This window comes from Paenibacillus tarimensis (assembly GCF_021532315.1).
Classification (GTDB): Bacteria; Bacillota; Bacilli; order Paenibacillales; family Paenibacillaceae; genus Paenibacillus_I; species Paenibacillus_I tarimensis.
On sequence record NZ_JAKGAO010000007.1, the window covers coordinates 30,879 to 46,041 of the forward strand.

Consider the following 15,163-nt stretch of genomic DNA (forward strand, 5'->3'; position numbering starts at 1 on the left):
GGTCAAGTCAGTCCCCTGCGGTAAGACTCTGGCGTCATGCCGGTAATCCTCTTGAATGCCCGGGTGAAGTGGGATGGATGCTTGAAGCCCGTGTCATAGCCGGTTTCCGTTACCGGCCGTTCCGGCTCCAGAAGGAACAGGATTTTGGCCTGGTTGATCCGGCGCTGGTACAAATAGCTGAATATGGTGAATCCGGTCAGTTCCTTGAAGATCTTCGTCATGTAATACCGGTTCAGATGAAGCTCCCGTTCCAGAACCTCAAGATGAATATCCTCCGTATAGTGAGCTTCGAGGTAGTCCATAATGCGCTGAACATGCTGCTCCTTGGGCCCGCCTGTACGGGTTGTGGAACCGGTACTGTCCAGCCCGCCCGCTTCGCAGCAGTCATATACGAAGTGAAGGAGCTCGAGGAAGCGAATGAGAAAGCGGTTGTAAGCAAGCAGGCTGTCCTCCGCATACAGCCTGTGCAGGGTGACTAGCTGCTGCTCAACCTCCTGTTTGCGCTGCCCCGACAGGCGCAGTCTTATATTGTGGATGTTCTGAAACGGACTCAGCACGTTGAGCGCAAACGGAGGGCGCAGCAGCTCATGGGCGAAGGAAGGGTCGAAATGAATAATGGACCGGCAGTAAGGTTTCCGGCAGTCCACCTTGGGGGAGTGCAGCGTCATGCCGTGCATCAGGATCAGATCACCGGGCTCTAGTGTATAGATACGATCCCCGATCAGATAGCTGCAGGCCCCTTCGTGAAAATAATAGATTTCATACTCCGGATGCGAGTGGAACACTGGCTTGGGAAAAGGCTTTTCGCTGTAGATTACCTCAAGGGGCAGTTGGAATTTATCCCTCAGACTCATGCCGCTAAACGCCTCCCCGGTTCGTGAGTTCATCTCTCGTATTGTATCATAAAAGCCCTTACATATAAGCTGTACCCGACCGCAACGACAGTCAAATCGCCGGATGAACGCGCTAATGACAGGTAAGCCGTTGTCCTCGGCTCATGCTACGCTAAACACACATGAGAAGCGGATGGAATGGGGAATGGGCAAACGCTCTGGATACCAGGAGGGGGAGAAAAGAAATGGACCAGGTCAGAGTCGGCATAATCGGGATGGGCAACATGGGCACCTCGCACGCAGACACACTTGCGCAGGGTAAAGTAAAGGGCGCGAAGCTCACCGCAGTCTGCGACAGCTTCCCTGGTGTGCTGGACCGGCATAGGGGCCGGTATGATGCGGAGGTCCTTCGTTACACGGACTTGGAAGAGCTCCTGAGTTCCGGAGCGGTAGACGGGGTTATTGTAGCGACACCACATCTGGATCATCCGTCTGCAGCGATCCGCGCCTTTAGCAAGGGGCTGCATGTTCTGACGGAGAAACCGGCCGGCGTCTACGCCAGACAGGTACGGGAGATGAACGAGGCGGCGGCGGAAGCAGGAACGGTGTTTGGCATTATGCTGAATCAGCGGCTGCATCCGGCTTACAGCAAGCTTCGTGAGCTGGTGCAGGCAGGGGAGCTAGGCGAGCTGCGGCGGACGAACTGGACGGTAACCCATTGGTACCGGGCACAGTCTTATTATGACTCTGCCCCATGGAGAGGCACATGGGCAGGCGAGGGCGGCGGCGTGCTGCTGAACCAGGCGCTCCATCAGCTGGATCTGTGGCAGTGGATTACGGGACTTAGGCCGCAGCGGGTCCGCGCTTTTGCGCAGTTTGGACAGCGGCGGGCCGTGGAGGTGGAGCATGATGTGACGGCTTATGTAGAGTATGTCGGCGGGGCTACCGGTGTCTTCATTGCGTCAACGACAGAAGCGCCGGGTACGAACCGGCTGGAGCTGAGCGGAACAAGGGGCAAGGCCGTGGTAAAGGATGACCGGCTGACACTGTGGCAGCTGCGGCAGGAGGAGCCCGATTTCAACCGGAACTACAAAGGCGGCTTCGGAGCGCCGGAAAGCTGGCGGATTGACATTCCGGTTGATCCATTCCCGCGGAAGCAGCACGGCGGCTTAATCCAGAATTGGGTGGATGCGGTGCTGACGGGTTCCCCGCTGCTCGCGCCAGGTGAGGACGGACTGCATGCAGTCACGCTGGTGAATGCGATGCTGCTGTCGGCCTGGACGGATGACTGGGCGGCTCTGCCGCCAGATGAGGAGCTGTATGTTTCACTGCTGAAGCAGCGGATGGCGCAATCAAGCGGGCATGTGGAAGGGTAATAGACGGAATAGGGGAGGTTGTCCACTCCGCTGATGAATGAGCAGCATAGGGCAGCCGTTGTTCCAATTATGGGGGGAGGCGCAGGTATGGGTGCAGGAGATGGCATGAATTATGCCCCGCAGGGGAAAGCGAAGCCGGTCGTTGGCCGGGGTGATTTTATCTTCGCCGCTATGGCGCTGGATCACGGACATATCTATGGAATGTGCAATGGGCTGATCGAAGCGGGAGGAACCTTGAAGCTGGTGTATGATCCGGACCCCGATAAGGTGGCGAAGTTTTGTGCGGCTTACCCGGATGTGACGGCAGCAGAGTCGGCCGAACAGATACTGGAGGACAGTGAGGTTATGCTGGTGGCAGCCGCTGCAATTCCTTGCGACAGAGGGCCGCTGGGCGTGAAGGTCATGCGTCATGGCAAGGATTATTTTACGGATAAGGCGCCTTTCACCCGGCTGGACCAGCTGGAGGACGCGCAGATAGCCGTCCGCGAAACCGGACGGAAGTATGCGGTGTATTACAGCGAGCGGCTGCATGTGGAGAGCGCGGTCCATGCCGGGGAGTTGGTGCATTCTGGTGCAATCGGGCGGGTCGTTCAGGTGCTTGGATTGGGACCTCATAGACTGAACGCCTCGTCGCGGCCGGATTGGTTCTTTCGCAAAGACCAGTATGGCGGCATTCTATGCGATATCGGAAGCCATCAGATCGAGCAGTTCCTGTTCTACGCCGGCTGCAAGGATGCGACCATAGTCGGCAGCAAGGTCGGGAACTACCGGAATGCGGCTTATCCCGAGCTGGAGGACTTTGGAGACGCGACACTGGTAGGCAGCAATGGGGCAACGAATTATTTTCGCGTGGATTGGCTGACACCTGACGGGCTGGGCACCTGGGGAGACGGGCGCACGGTCATCCTGGGGACAGATGGCTATATCGAGCTGCGCAAATACATAGATATCGGCCGCTCGGACTCGGGCAATCACTTGTATCTTGTGAACGGGGAAGGTGAATACCATATGGAGCTGTCGGGTAAGGTGGGCTATCCGTTCTTTGGCGAGCTCATCCTTGACTGCTTGAACCGTACAGAATATGCCATGACCCAGGCGCATGCGTTCAAGGCTGCGGAGCTGTGCTTGAAGGCACAGAAGGCTGCGGTCAGGATTGAGACGGGCAATGAACCTATTTAACCGGGACGGGGGATTCGAATGAAGAAGGAGCAGCTTGCTGTGCAGCTGTACACGCTGCGGCAGTTTACGCAAACGGCGGAAGCGCTGGATGAAACACTGGCGAAGATCGCGGCAATAGGCTACAAGGCGATTCAGGTTTCGGCAATTGGTCCGATAGAACCCGGGCAGGTGAAGGAAGCGGCAGACCGGCACGGGCTTCGGATATGTGCGACACATGTCGGCTACAGCCGGCTGAAGGAGGATTTGGAACGTGTAATTGATGAGCATAAGCTGTGGGACTGCCGGTATGTCGGCCTGGGCAGCATGCCGGGGGAGTTTCGGGGTGCTGCGGGAGGTTATGACTTGTTCGCGGCTGAATGCTCGGCTATTGCGAAGCGGGTTCGCGATGCCGGACTGCAATTTGTCTATCACAACCACCGGTTCGAATTTGAGCGGGTTGGCGAGGTAGTCAGGGGCTTGACCGGGATGGATCGGCTTATGGAAAAGACAGCCGCAGACGCCTTCCACTTTGAACTGGATACGTACTGGGCACAGGCTGGCGGGGCTGATCCCGCAGCGTGGATTCGCAAGCTGGACGGCCGGATGAAGGTCGTGCATCTGAAGGACATGGAAATCGTGGACGATCAAGCGGTATACGCGGAAGTGGGGCATGGCAACATGAACTGGGACGCGATACTCACGGCCTGCCGGGAAACGGGAATAGAGTGGTACATCGTCGAGCAGGATGAATGCCGCCGAGATCCGTTCGAGAGCCTGGCGATGAGCTATGAATATTTGGCGGAGCGGGCGGAAGGGTAGGCCGCAGCGGCAGGCGGCCAGCTTGCCCAAGGATGGGCAGGCAGGCCGTGGACATGTAGCAGCAGGTGGCCGTTTGCCTGGAGATTAGCTGGAAGGCGTGGACAGGTGCAGCAGGTGGCCGTCTGCCTGGAGATTAGCAAGAGCTTTTTGTGGGGAGCAGCCGGCGGCTGCTCCTTATGTTTACATATTTTACATATAGGAAGATGTACTTCTTTGGAGTCATCGGGTATGTATCCACGGAACGAATTTAAGCTGATGGGATGCGAAGAATGCCATGAGATGAAACGTATATGCCATTTCGGTATAAAGGCTGGTTTTGCACAACGTGTTCCTGCGGGGAGCCTGAGGAATGGTGGGATGCACCCCACTGTTACGATGAAGGTTCGGGAGAAGCGAGCTATGGCTTCCTTCCACTGGGGAGCGGCACTGATATAGCAATCCGTGTGTAGGTTTCCTACGGTTTGGCTCAAGTCAAACCTAACAGAACTCAGCGACCTTATTTCAGTGAATACGGGCCGCTTCAGCAGATAACGGAATTCAGAGGCGCTATTCGGTCAATTTCAAGTGGATCTTTGCTAATAGGGGGACATTAAAGCCTCTGAGTTCCGTTACCATTCAAAATTGACTTTAATTCACTGAATAACGCTTCTCAGTTCCGTAAAGACCTGCTACTCAGTTCCGTAATGACCTGCCGATATTAAGCTGATATGTACGATACCTCTTATTTCCTCCCGCCACCACCAAATGCGTCCCCTCCACCAAACCGTGCAGCAATTGACGAGCGTAACGATCGGTTACGTGAAGATGGCTCGCCAGCTCCATTGGCGTAAACGGCCTGAGCAATCGGCGCGCATATCGAACGGTCTCCGCCTCAAGGCAGCTGAGCTTTGCATCCGCTTCAAATGAGATAAACTTCCCAAGAAACGAAAGAATCAGCTGCTTGCAAAATTCTGGCTCTTCTCGAATGGACAAATATGCAATCGGCAGGTATACCCAGTCATCAAGCGACAGCAGGCTTTGTCTTCGGCATAAGTCCTTGAAGCGCCGCGTATCCAAATCTCTGGCATGCGATCTGTAATCATGAATCTCTATATCGCCCTTAACACCCTCCGGCAGAAACGCCAAGTCCAGATACCGGTATCCATTCGAATAATCCCGAACCTCCCATTCCGGATACAAGTAATCGAAGTTTCCGACGAGCGGAAACCAGATTAATCGCAACAGCTCTACAGTTCCATGGCCCAGTCCTTTTTGCAGAAGCTCTCTTCGTCGATGGTTCTTTTCTTGATCAATTTGCTTCTGCATCCACATTTCATATTGTTCCTTAAACATGACATCCACCCTTTGCTGCTTTCTAAGCACGTTAAGTTTCACCTTGAAAATAGAAATGCCGCCTCGATACATAAAAGTATCAAAGCGGCATGTGCTTCATGTCCATTAGCTTGAGTATAGTGTACAACCTGGCTGGAATCAACGAGTTAGTGACCTGTTCATATGAGTGTTGGCTTATCGTACAGACATTCAGGGTATTCGGTATATAGAGAGCCTGCGTGGCGGGTTGGCAATTACTGCGTTTACCATATTATAATGGCGTTAGGTAAAGTTCAGGTAACGATGCGGGCTTGAATTTTCAGGAAAGGTGTCGGATGCGATGAGTGTGGAAACAATAGATGGCTTGAGGCAGGAATTGAAGCAGATTGAGGCATGGGAGAAGGATCAGAAGGGGCTGTGGTTCTGGGAAAAGCTCGGGAGGATCCCGTTTATGCTGCTGGACAAGATCACGCCGAAGTTCATTCAGGACAAGCTGGGCATAGCGCTAGATGAGCTGGGAAGCTACATCCAGAGCGGCGGAAGGTATCTGATCAGCAAGAAGAAGATGTACCACAGGTTCTATCCCGGCGAGGAGTGGCAGGAGGAGACCTCGATGGCCCGGATTCAGACGCTGCCGCTCAGCCGGATGGATGAAATGGCCAATAGCGTGGTGCAGTCCAGCAGCAATACAGCGACCGTTCAAGGGGCGACTACCGGCTTCGGCGGGTTCTTCACACTTGCGATCGATATCCCTCTTCTGCTGGGCATTTCTCTCAAAGCGCTTCAGGAGATCGCTCTATGCTACGGCTATGATCCGACGGACAAGGCGGAGCGCATCTTTATTGTCAAATGCCTGCAGTTCACCTCATCCGACGTAGTAGGCAAGCAAGCGATTCTTGATGATCTGAATGCCTTCCAGAGCGGGGAGAAGAGCAGTCAGATGATTTCCCAGCTTCAGGGCTGGCGGGAGGTCGTGCTGACTTACCGGGATAATTTTGGCTGGAAGAAGCTCTTCCAGATGATTCCGATTGCAGGCATGCTGTTCGGTGCTTATCTGAACCGTTCCACATTGAAGGATGTTACCGAAACGGGCATGATGATGTACCGCAAGCGCCGGATCATGGAGAAGCTGGCAGAGGCTCAGCAGCTATAGATGTCATGTAAAAGATGTTTCTCGGCGCTGGAGCTGGCGGCTTGGGACATCTTTTTTGTCTGTCATTTGGAGTGAAGATAGGTGTGAAATATCCCCAGCAGCAGGAGGACATGCGCTTCATGTGAAGGATCGGCCAGCCGGAATTGGGCCTTGGGCGGGAGTGTAAGGCTGCTTTTCCACTCGGCTATCGTCGTACCTTGGAGCGTTATTGTTCCCCAATCGATAACCGGCTTATGAAGCTCGTAGCTGCGGCCTTCCAGCTCAAATCCTGTTTTCTCTTCGAGTCCAAACCGCTTCTTGTCTATGATAGGAATGCTCGTACGGGTTCCATCTTCCTGTTCGTAATGAAGGATATACTGCCTCCGCTTGAAGAATGTCCTCACCTGCTTGGCCTCAACCCGCAAATTCCCTGCCCTGTCCGTCACTCGGTAATCCGCGAACACGATTCCTTCCAATAGAAAATCCAGCACCTTCATTAGAGGATTGGCATAAGTCCGCTGAACATAGCCTGTCACCTGATCATGCTCATCTCTGATTTCTGACCTCTTGGTAGAGTAACGATTATGAAACCTATAGGTATAGATCATATCAGCCCAAGCTGCCTCCCTTATATTGATAGTGCTATCGTGATTTCCTGGTATTGTAAAAATATCGAATTATGCTGTCTATTATAGCTTATTGTCTGAAATATTCCTGACCACGTTTCATGCAATCCTAGTGATTCTACATGTAAGTCTCCCTGTACCATAGACCGGCAAAAAACAAAATTCCTAATACACATACTAGGGAAAGAATAATAACTGTTGTCCATAAAACCACTCGTCCAGCAGCCTCTATTGGCTTTTTCATATAATCACCCCTGAAATAATATTACGGAACCCTATTCTCCCTAAGATCAGCCATACTCGGGCCGGCCTTGCTGCTATTAGATTTGTTTAATTATAACTTATCGACTGGAATATGCCAGTCAGCGTCCTGTACATTTCCGCTGCGTGAACGTTTAGAATGGGGGTATGAGGAGGCGAGCGGAAGTATGACAATCAACGAGGTTGCCAAACGGCTAAACATCAGCCGCAGATCGATTCGCTTTTACGAGGAGAAGGGGCTGATTGCGCCCGGCAAGGAGCAGCACAACGGGTACCGCATATTTACAGAGCAGGATGTGTGGCGGCTCCAGACGATTACTGCACTGCGGGAGGTAGGGCTGGGGCTGGATGATATCAAGAAGGTGCTGGATCCTATCGAAGCCGGCAATAAGGATGCGCTGCTGAACTATCTGGAGCTGCAGCGTTCGGTCATGTTCTCCGCATGGCTTGAATACAAGCAGCAGATTTCGGCAGCCGAGCAGATGATCGGTATCTTAAGACAGCAGGAAAACCTGCCGCTGCAGGAAATTTACAAGCTGGCCGAAGGCTCGAGAAGGCTGCGCGAGCTGCGGAGTAACTGGAGTGACCAGTGGAATTTTGACAGCAAGGCCGCCGGTCATGATCACAATGTTAGAGAAGCAAGCGGACCATTCGAGCATTATGATATGGTACTGGAAACGGTGTATCGCTGGATTAACCCCAAGGCGGGCGAGTTCGGGCTGGACATCGGTACGGGTACCGGAAATCTGGCCGGACGGTTTGTTCGGGAGGGGATCGGGATGGCTGCTGTTGATCAATCCAGAGAGATGCTGAGGCAGTTCCGGGTGAAGTATCCGGAGCTTGAATCCAAGCTGGGTAACTTTCTGGCCATTCCGTATATGGACAGGCAGTTTGATTTTGCCGTGTCCAGCTATGCGTTCCATCATCTGAATGAGGGTCAACAGCTGCTTGCGCTGGAGGAGATTCGCAGAGTGCTTAAGCCGAAGGGCAGAATTTGTCTGGCGGGTTATATGGTTGAAGATGATGAAGCCAGGGAGCGGGCTGTCCAGCATGCGCCTGGCGGCGGGGATGAAGGTCTGCTGCGGGCGCTTCGGGGCGGATATGTCCCGCAGGTATCCCGTCTGTCAGCATGGTTCGAGGAGCACGGTTATATGACAAAGCAGAAGCAGTTATCCGATGTTCTTCACATCATCTGCGCTGTCCCGATTCGGTAGCATTCCGATTGTTGACCTTCACGCTGCGGCATACGGTAGTATAGGAGCCGTTCAATTATACAGTCGTGGAGGGGATGAAATGCCGGATCATACGGAGATTTACCAGGCGAAGGCGGAGACCTACGACCTGCTCATCTCAAGGCAGCCTGGTCTGCTTGGGGTCATTGAAGAGGTATGCGCAGTTGAGGGAAAGGATGTTGTGGATTTAGGGGCTGGGACTGGGCGGCTCACACTGCCGATTGCCCGCAAAGCCCGGTCTGTCCTGGCGCTGGATGCATCAGCAGAGATGCTGCGGGTAGCAGGGAGGAAGCTGGAGCAGGCGGGCTTGACGAACTGGCGGGCCAAGGTGTCCGATCACAAAAGGATCGAGACAGAGGCTAACAGCGCAGACCTTCTTGTATCCGGGTGGAGCATCTGCTACACGGCCAGCTCGAATCAGCTGGAATGGGAGAAGGATCTGGGGAAGGTTATGGAAGAAATCGAGCGAGTCCTCCGCCCTGGCGGCACCGCTGTGATTTTCGAGACGATGGGCACAGGTGTGGAGCAGCCGCATCCGCCGGATTTTCTGCTGCCGTATTATGAGTGGCTGGAGCAGCAGTATGGTTTTCACCATAGATGGCTTAGGACGGATTACCAATTTGACAGTGTGGAAGAAGCGGTTTGGTTGACGGAGTTCTTCTTTGGCAGGGAGCTGGCCGGCCGTGTGGAACAAGGGAGACTGACCGTTCTGCCAGAGTGCGCCGGGATGTGGTGGCGGGAGTATTAGCTCTCTGGGATCGTTCAAAGGCACAGTTAAAGGTTAGAGTTCCGCTTGTGAATATTGTGTCTGATTGCAGCGGCTAAGAGCAGCACGGCGGTGACGACACCAATCGTAACCCATACCCAAGTTAACCGAGGCAGGCGTGTCAGGCCATCTGCACCTCCGTCGTGATCCTGATTGGGAGCGTTCAACTGCTCAATTAGTGCTGCCACCAGCGGGCGGGTTGGGGCAATCTCTACGCTGGGTACCCCGGCTGCATGATCAAGTGATGACAGAAAAACCTCAGAATGATCCGGACGATTCCCAACAAACAGGTGGATGCCCTTAATCTCCGCCAGCTTGGGTTTACTGTCCGGATACTGCGTTGTAAAGGTATGATAGGCATTCATCAATTCTTTAGCGGCTCCTCCTCCCGATATTACTTCTAATCTGTTATCAGCCCTTGCCACGGTGAACAGTGATAATGGAGTTCCATCTACTGTGACGACAAACGTCCATTCTTCGTTCTTAACGAGCATTGATTGCAAGGTATCGCCCCTGTCAGCGGACTTTAAGCTTTCATGGTCAACTCTATACGTCTCAAACCCCATTCCAAGTTCAGCCTGGTCCAGCTGGGACTGTTTGAGGTCAAAGGCTTTAGGATCTTCACCCATTGTTGCTTTGAAGCTTGCAATTCCCTCGTTCTCAGCATAAGCCTGAACTTCCTCCGGAACGGCAGCTTCTGTAGTAGAGAGAAGCATACTAATCATTAACGCCGCGCCAAGCATGTACGAACGAATCCTCATTTCTTATCCTCCCATGGATCTAATAGGTTAGTTATTGGAACCTGAAGAATTTCCACACGCTATCACTTACTCGAATGAAGATAAAGTCTCCCGTCCCTTCAACCTGCTGATAGTCCCGACCGGTTGTTATAGTGGAAATCTTAACAATAGCAGCTTCCTCCGCTATATTCCCCAAGTTGTATTCATCCATAACATCCTTGACCCTTGAATTGTCGAGCTCAAGTTTCGTTACTGCCAAAATGTAGGGTTCCCTATCATACAAGACGTCCACATTAGGATCATAGAGGTAATACTTTCGGGTTTCTTCGTCATGTCCTTTGAGAGCCGTTAAGTAATGCATGATAGAGTCGAGCAAATCCCCCGTAACCCCCTTGTTCTCAATATGGTCCAGATCCATCTCGCCTTTGCGTTGTAAATGGCTGAAATCTTCTGTGTCTGCCTCTTCCATAACCGCATTGGTCGGTTCCAGTGGAGTGTAAGTGCTTACGAATACATGATGATCTGGATTAGGTTCGTCGTTGTAATTCTGGTTGTGTTCTGTACAGGCGGTCATCATCAACAGGGTTAGCATGGTTATACAAAACGCTATCCTATTTATTTTATTCACATCCTTAGGTGAGGTCGTTATCGTGGTTCGCAAACTTCTGCTTCCTTATTACAGTAAAATTTGGATAAAAAAGTTATTTTTTATTTTACTTCAAGGTGTGTACAGGGGGTTGTTTATGGAATGACAGTGAATAAGTAGGGTTGTTGATGAGGCAAGAGTCATATAGACAGGGAAGTGGACCACTTGGGCACACCATTGGATATGTACGATTAGCAGGATGAGCACGTCTGGGCCGCGGAGCTGGACATCTACGGCAAATCTCAGTGGCCGGGCTTACAAGGCAGCCCAATGGCTTGTCCGTTCCGTTTGGTTTTAAAAAAAAGGAACCGCCAATATAAACTGGCCCCCACAGCCTAAACACCTTTTTCCAAAGCATCCTTGACGGGGGACCAGTTTAATACGGCGATTCCTTTTTATAAATTATATTATTCGCTTGGAATCTCAGTCGCTGAATCTACGATTTCTTGAGGCACAACAATCTTATCTATCTTGTTGAAGTCACTAAAGAGGGCATAAGTATCTATAATTAGTTTCGACATTACGGCTCCGCTTTCATCCTTAAGGGCTAAGTCCATTACGGCTCGGTTCTCCGTTAACTCATGCGAGTCTTTGCGGACACTTAGGTCATAACGGAAGGAGTTCAATGCAAAGTTTCCATCTGTAAATACTCCATCTGTGGAACTGATAATGAGTTCTTCGATTTCATCCGAATTTTCCGTTGTTTCATAAGAGATGTTATAGACATCACCTTCGTCAGTTACGTTAAGGTCATCTTTGAAACTAAGAAGCAGGTCAAGGAATTTGACTGTCTGTTCTTTGGTGTCTCCAAGTCCAGATAATTCTTCTGTATCGTTACCCGACATTTTAAACCACATTTCTTGACCATCTGGCCTCACATAAGCTGCATTGTTCACAAGGTACATTTCGATCTTTTCTTCAGCTGCTGTCACACTTGCATGGAATTCATCTGGACTAAGAGTCAAGTCACCAACCATTCTGATTTGTTCCTTTTGTGAAGTGCCACCTTCCTCTACAGTGGATAGAAGAGTAGTGTCCAGCTTCATGCTATGTGACGCGACAAATGTTTTCTTTACTGAACGGATTAGTTCTTCAGCGTTTACCACAGTTTCTGTTTGTTGTTTCTCTTCTTGTTTAGCCGGTGTTCCAATTTCTTGTTGGTTTGATGAACAACCCGTTATAACCAGCATTAAAGCTATCATCCCTGCAACGTACCATTTCATTTCTTAAGACCCCTATCATGATTGTAATTTATACTTTTGTTTTTCCTGGGTTTGGGAATTCTAAAGTATTGGCTGATTATATAGGATCGTAATTAAGAAATGTGGGAGATAGGTTATTATTTAGAATATTTTTATAAATAGTAGCAATAGACTAATCTAGACAGCTCTATCCGTAACGCTAGCTAATCCCACGTAATTCCAGGCTTCAATTTGTTCTCGATCGACATTACCGTACCCTGGGGACCACCGGCTGCTTGGGCATTGGCCGTCGATAGCTCGATATATTTCTCGTCGATGGGATTTACATAGATATGAATCGTTTCCGGTGTCAGGTCGCCATCAATCAGATTAATTGTGAACCATTTTGTTGTTGGCAGCTGCGGAAAATGAGTGTGAACGTCGGCAATAATTTCGATTTTCCTCTTCTTATTGTCGGAATGTGCTACCTTCTCAATCTGTGCTGCTTTCTCCGTGTTATGCCATTTACCGATATTGAGCAGCAGACCTATAATCCCCTTCTCGTACTCCAGCTCTCTGCCTGTTCGGTTCTCCATCGTCATCTCTTCATCTCTCCAATCGTCCGTTATATTCATTCTTGTCTACATGTCCGGTAATCCCCGGAACGCTGCCTCGATCGGTATACTGGAGCATGGTCCACTGTGACCAGGCGCCGGCATTCGCCGGAACTTCATGCTGACGGTAGAATGCATACCAGAGCGGGTACTCCGCAAAATTCTTGTCCTTAAGACAGTGTGCTATTGTGTCAGGATTCGAGTAAATGAATGGTTTCCTGCCATGATCCGAGACGCGGACGGCTTGAAGCCAAACCGGTACAGCGGCCGGATCGACCCGGTTGTTCTCGACATCGAGGGCATAGGGCAGGTCAATGGGGGCGCGGCTGCATAATTCTCACCTCCCAAAAATGTATAGATCTATCCTACTCGGCTCGTATACAGGAAAGAACTGAATGCCAATAAAAATAAGCTTGTCCGATGAAGGACAAGCCTGTTTGTAACTTCTTGTATCCACAAACTGGACAAATATTCCGTTTCGGCCAAAAAATTTTTAGGTTCTAGGTAAATTCCCGGCTCCGTAGGATAATGTCGTAAGTCAAAACCAACCGAAAAGGGAGTAGAGACGATGAACAACATTCAACTCAATTTCACGAACAACACGAACCGCGGCTGGAGGTTTGTATTATTTCAGAAGCTTGCCAATGTAGATCAATCGTATGATAAGATCGAAGCCATTGCCTGGCAGGTGCTCCCGCTGAGTCCGGCCCAGAAGCAGACGGCAACGTATCCGATCTCGACTGAGCTTGTAGTTGAGGAGCTTAATACACCTTATACATCAGAAGTCCGCCAGACGAGCCGTGCGGTTGATTTTGGTCAGAAGTGGGAGTTTATCAACAGCGTAGAGAGCACAGACCTTAATTTGCTCGGTACCCAAAATATCGATTCTTCCATCAGCTGCAACAATACGGTCTCCAAAGTGGTGGACATCTCGCTGTTTAAGAACGGTGCAAAGCTGGTTACCAAAAAAGCGGTTCAGCAGGGCGATACAGCGGATTTCCTGCTTACTCCGAAGCTCTATGTTATGTACGCTAATGATATCCAGGTGGGCAACGAGATTCGTTCTTCTGTTCAGTCTAATATAACGGAAATCGATCTGACCGGCCGGATTCTCAGTGCAGACATTGCGCTGGAGCTGGTGAACGCAACCTCCGGCCAGAAAGCATGGAATGTTGTTCTGAACAGTTAGGGTAAAGGGGCTGAACAGTCTTGGACAAAATGATCTACTTTCAGCATGGGCTATCGCAGAACCAGGACGTATCCTTGTACAGGGTAGTTCAAGAGCAGACCGACAATACGCCGGTGCAGACACAGAAGAACATCGCGGCGGGAAGTGAGATTCACTTTCGGGTACAGGATGATACGCTGGAAAAAGTGCTGCTTGCCTGGACGGATTCTGCCCCGGTTCAAGAATCATCGGAGAGCCACAATGACGAGGACAAGGATGCTTCGGACCAATCCCGGACAGCGATAGAAATACTGCTGTATCAGGAACTGATTCAAGTCAATGTGATGGATCAGCACAAGACCAAGCTTACGGTGGAAGCCCAGGGGCCACCGAAAGTTCCGGCTAACGGCAAGCCCCAGCCTGAATATATCGCTAAGGGCGGAAAATGTTATATGGCAACTGCCGATAATCAGGGCAATATCACGATTGTGTATTTCTCATCGACGCAGCCGCTGATTGTCAGTCAGGATAAACCGCTTGTTAAACCTTTCCTCGGCGAGGAATACATTGACGAAATCGCCAAGCTGCCGGATGGCATTATAACGGACCCTCCGGGGACGAATACTTTTGTCATACCATCTGCGGTATGCAAGCTGAATCCTCACCTGGGCATCTATGATCTTGACGGAGGCAGTCAGCTGCAGTGGTTTATTGACCTTGATCTCAGCAAAATATCTGATACAAAGGAGTCTGACCATTCCCGATGATCAGCAAAAAATGGCTGCTCGGCGTAATTGGATTCGCCGCATATCTGGTCAAGAAATATTTTGGATTGGAAATGCCCGCCGAACTGGTCGACGACCTTGCCGAGCTGGTGCTGCTTCTCAGCGCGATCATTCCTATGGTAGCGAATATGTTCAAGCATTCGAGCAAGCCGGCCGGGCAAAAGGCTGATACTGCTTAGTCTGTGGGCAGGCAAGAGGTGGGGTTCGGTTACAGCCCCATCCTTGAAAACGGATCGTTAGTTTTCAGGTATATATAACAATTACGCGGCAAGCATGGCGCATAGAACCTTTTGTTTCGTATGGACATGATAAATTCGTACCTGGTGAACACTGGCTGCTGCATGCAGTGCAGTATATGCTTGATGCACGGGGAACAGAAGCCAACCTGCCAATTATCTTCCTGCTGCTTACGCGTGTGTGTATCCTGAGAGCTGTTACTTATTTTATGAAAGCTGGCTATTCCTATGTCTGGGAATGGTCAGCTTTCTGTTTGTTGTTTCTATATATTTTGGACA

General features: G+C 50.9%; 17 protein-coding genes. 9 read left to right on the forward strand and 8 right to left on the reverse strand.

Annotated features, from left to right (window positions below; all coding sequences use genetic code 11):
* Positions 1-2: 2 nt before the first annotated feature.
* Entirely contained in the window at positions 3-854 is an 852-nt protein-coding gene (locus L1N82_RS06785) for a helix-turn-helix transcriptional regulator (protein ID WP_235286630.1), read from the reverse strand.
* 224 nt (positions 855-1,078) lie between these two features.
* On the opposite strand from L1N82_RS06785, the gene L1N82_RS06790 reads away from it, so the two are divergent.
* The 3 genes from L1N82_RS06790 (at position 1,079) to L1N82_RS06800 (ending at position 4,186) form a co-directional block, all read left to right on the forward strand.
* Positions 1,079-2,209, forward strand: coding sequence for a Gfo/Idh/MocA family protein (locus L1N82_RS06790; protein WP_235286631.1), 1,131 nt, complete (start codon positions 1,079-1,081; stop codon positions 2,207-2,209).
* An 87-nt stretch (positions 2,210-2,296) separates the two neighbouring features.
* Positions 2,297-3,388 carry a Gfo/Idh/MocA family protein gene (locus L1N82_RS06795; RefSeq protein ID WP_235286953.1) on the forward strand — a complete coding sequence of 364 codons (1,092 nt, stop codon included), beginning with the start codon at positions 2,297-2,299 and terminating at the stop codon, positions 3,386-3,388.
* Between the two features lie 18 nt (positions 3,389-3,406).
* Positions 3,407-4,186: a sugar phosphate isomerase/epimerase family protein gene (locus L1N82_RS06800; protein ID WP_235286632.1), complete on the forward strand. Its 780-nt coding sequence runs from the start codon at positions 3,407-3,409 to the stop codon at positions 4,184-4,186.
* Between the two features lie 672 nt (positions 4,187-4,858).
* Here the strand turns inward: L1N82_RS06800 and L1N82_RS06805 are convergent.
* Positions 4,859-5,518: a transcriptional regulator gene (locus tag L1N82_RS06805; RefSeq protein WP_235286633.1), complete on the reverse strand. Its 660-nt coding sequence runs from the start codon at positions 5,516-5,518 to the stop codon at positions 4,859-4,861.
* Positions 5,519-5,837: 319 nt separating this feature from the next.
* Here L1N82_RS06805 and L1N82_RS06810 point away from each other — a divergent pair, with 319 nt between their 5' ends.
* Positions 5,838-6,650, forward strand: coding sequence for an EcsC family protein (locus L1N82_RS06810; protein ID WP_235286634.1), 813 nt, complete (start codon positions 5,838-5,840; stop codon positions 6,648-6,650).
* A gap of 62 nt (positions 6,651-6,712) precedes the next feature.
* Here L1N82_RS06810 and L1N82_RS06815 read toward each other — a convergent pair whose 3' ends face one another.
* Complete coding sequence (locus L1N82_RS06815) at positions 6,713-7,237, reverse strand: tubby C-terminal domain-like protein (RefSeq protein WP_235286635.1); 525 nt, start codon at positions 7,235-7,237, stop codon at positions 6,713-6,715.
* A 446-nt stretch (positions 7,238-7,683) separates the two neighbouring features.
* Between L1N82_RS06815 and L1N82_RS06820 the strand changes: the two genes are divergently transcribed.
* Both L1N82_RS06820 and L1N82_RS06825 read left to right on the forward strand, forming a co-directional pair.
* Positions 7,684-8,730: a MerR family transcriptional regulator gene (locus L1N82_RS06820; RefSeq protein WP_235286636.1), complete on the forward strand. Its 1,047-nt coding sequence runs from the start codon at positions 7,684-7,686 to the stop codon at positions 8,728-8,730.
* Between the two features lie 79 nt (positions 8,731-8,809).
* Positions 8,810-9,496 carry a class I SAM-dependent methyltransferase gene (locus L1N82_RS06825; RefSeq protein ID WP_235286637.1) on the forward strand — a complete coding sequence of 229 codons (687 nt, stop codon included), beginning with the start codon at positions 8,810-8,812 and terminating at the stop codon, positions 9,494-9,496.
* A gap of 26 nt (positions 9,497-9,522) precedes the next feature.
* Here L1N82_RS06825 and L1N82_RS06830 read toward each other — a convergent pair whose 3' ends face one another.
* From L1N82_RS06830 to L1N82_RS23540, 5 genes are all read right to left on the reverse strand, one after another.
* The gene (locus tag L1N82_RS06830) at positions 9,523-10,275 is read right to left on the reverse strand and encodes a hypothetical protein (RefSeq protein ID WP_235286638.1); all 753 of its coding nucleotides are present in this window, start codon (positions 10,273-10,275) and stop codon (positions 9,523-9,525) included.
* Positions 10,276-10,306: 31 nt separating this feature from the next.
* Positions 10,307-10,834 carry a hypothetical protein gene (locus tag L1N82_RS06835; RefSeq protein WP_235286639.1) on the reverse strand — a complete coding sequence of 176 codons (528 nt, stop codon included), beginning with the start codon at positions 10,832-10,834 and terminating at the stop codon, positions 10,307-10,309.
* A 473-nt stretch (positions 10,835-11,307) separates the two neighbouring features.
* Positions 11,308-12,123 carry a DUF6612 family protein gene (locus L1N82_RS06840; RefSeq protein ID WP_235286640.1) on the reverse strand — a complete coding sequence of 272 codons (816 nt, stop codon included), beginning with the start codon at positions 12,121-12,123 and terminating at the stop codon, positions 11,308-11,310.
* A 182-nt stretch (positions 12,124-12,305) separates the two neighbouring features.
* Complete coding sequence (locus L1N82_RS06845) at positions 12,306-12,677, reverse strand: hypothetical protein (RefSeq protein ID WP_235286641.1); 372 nt, start codon at positions 12,675-12,677, stop codon at positions 12,306-12,308.
* 10 nt (positions 12,678-12,687) lie between these two features.
* A complete protein-coding gene (locus L1N82_RS23540) occupies positions 12,688-13,011 on the reverse strand; it encodes a GH25 family lysozyme (protein WP_407946719.1) in 324 nt (107 codons plus the stop codon).
* Between the two features lie 252 nt (positions 13,012-13,263).
* On the opposite strand from L1N82_RS23540, the gene L1N82_RS06850 reads away from it, so the two are divergent.
* Genes L1N82_RS06850 through L1N82_RS06860 form a run of 3 tightly spaced genes read left to right on the forward strand, consistent with a single transcriptional unit; the run spans position 13,264 to position 14,827 of the window.
* Positions 13,264-13,884: a hypothetical protein gene (locus tag L1N82_RS06850; RefSeq protein ID WP_235286642.1), complete on the forward strand. Its 621-nt coding sequence runs from the start codon at positions 13,264-13,266 to the stop codon at positions 13,882-13,884.
* A 20-nt stretch (positions 13,885-13,904) separates the two neighbouring features.
* Positions 13,905-14,630, forward strand: a complete 726-nt coding sequence (locus tag L1N82_RS06855; protein WP_235286643.1) for a hypothetical protein — start codon at positions 13,905-13,907, stop codon at positions 14,628-14,630.
* Entirely contained in the window at positions 14,627-14,827 is a 201-nt protein-coding gene (locus tag L1N82_RS06860; protein WP_235286644.1) for a hypothetical protein, read from the forward strand. Before L1N82_RS06855 ends, L1N82_RS06860 begins: the two co-directional genes overlap by 4 nt.
* Positions 14,828-15,163 lie beyond the last annotated feature (336 nt).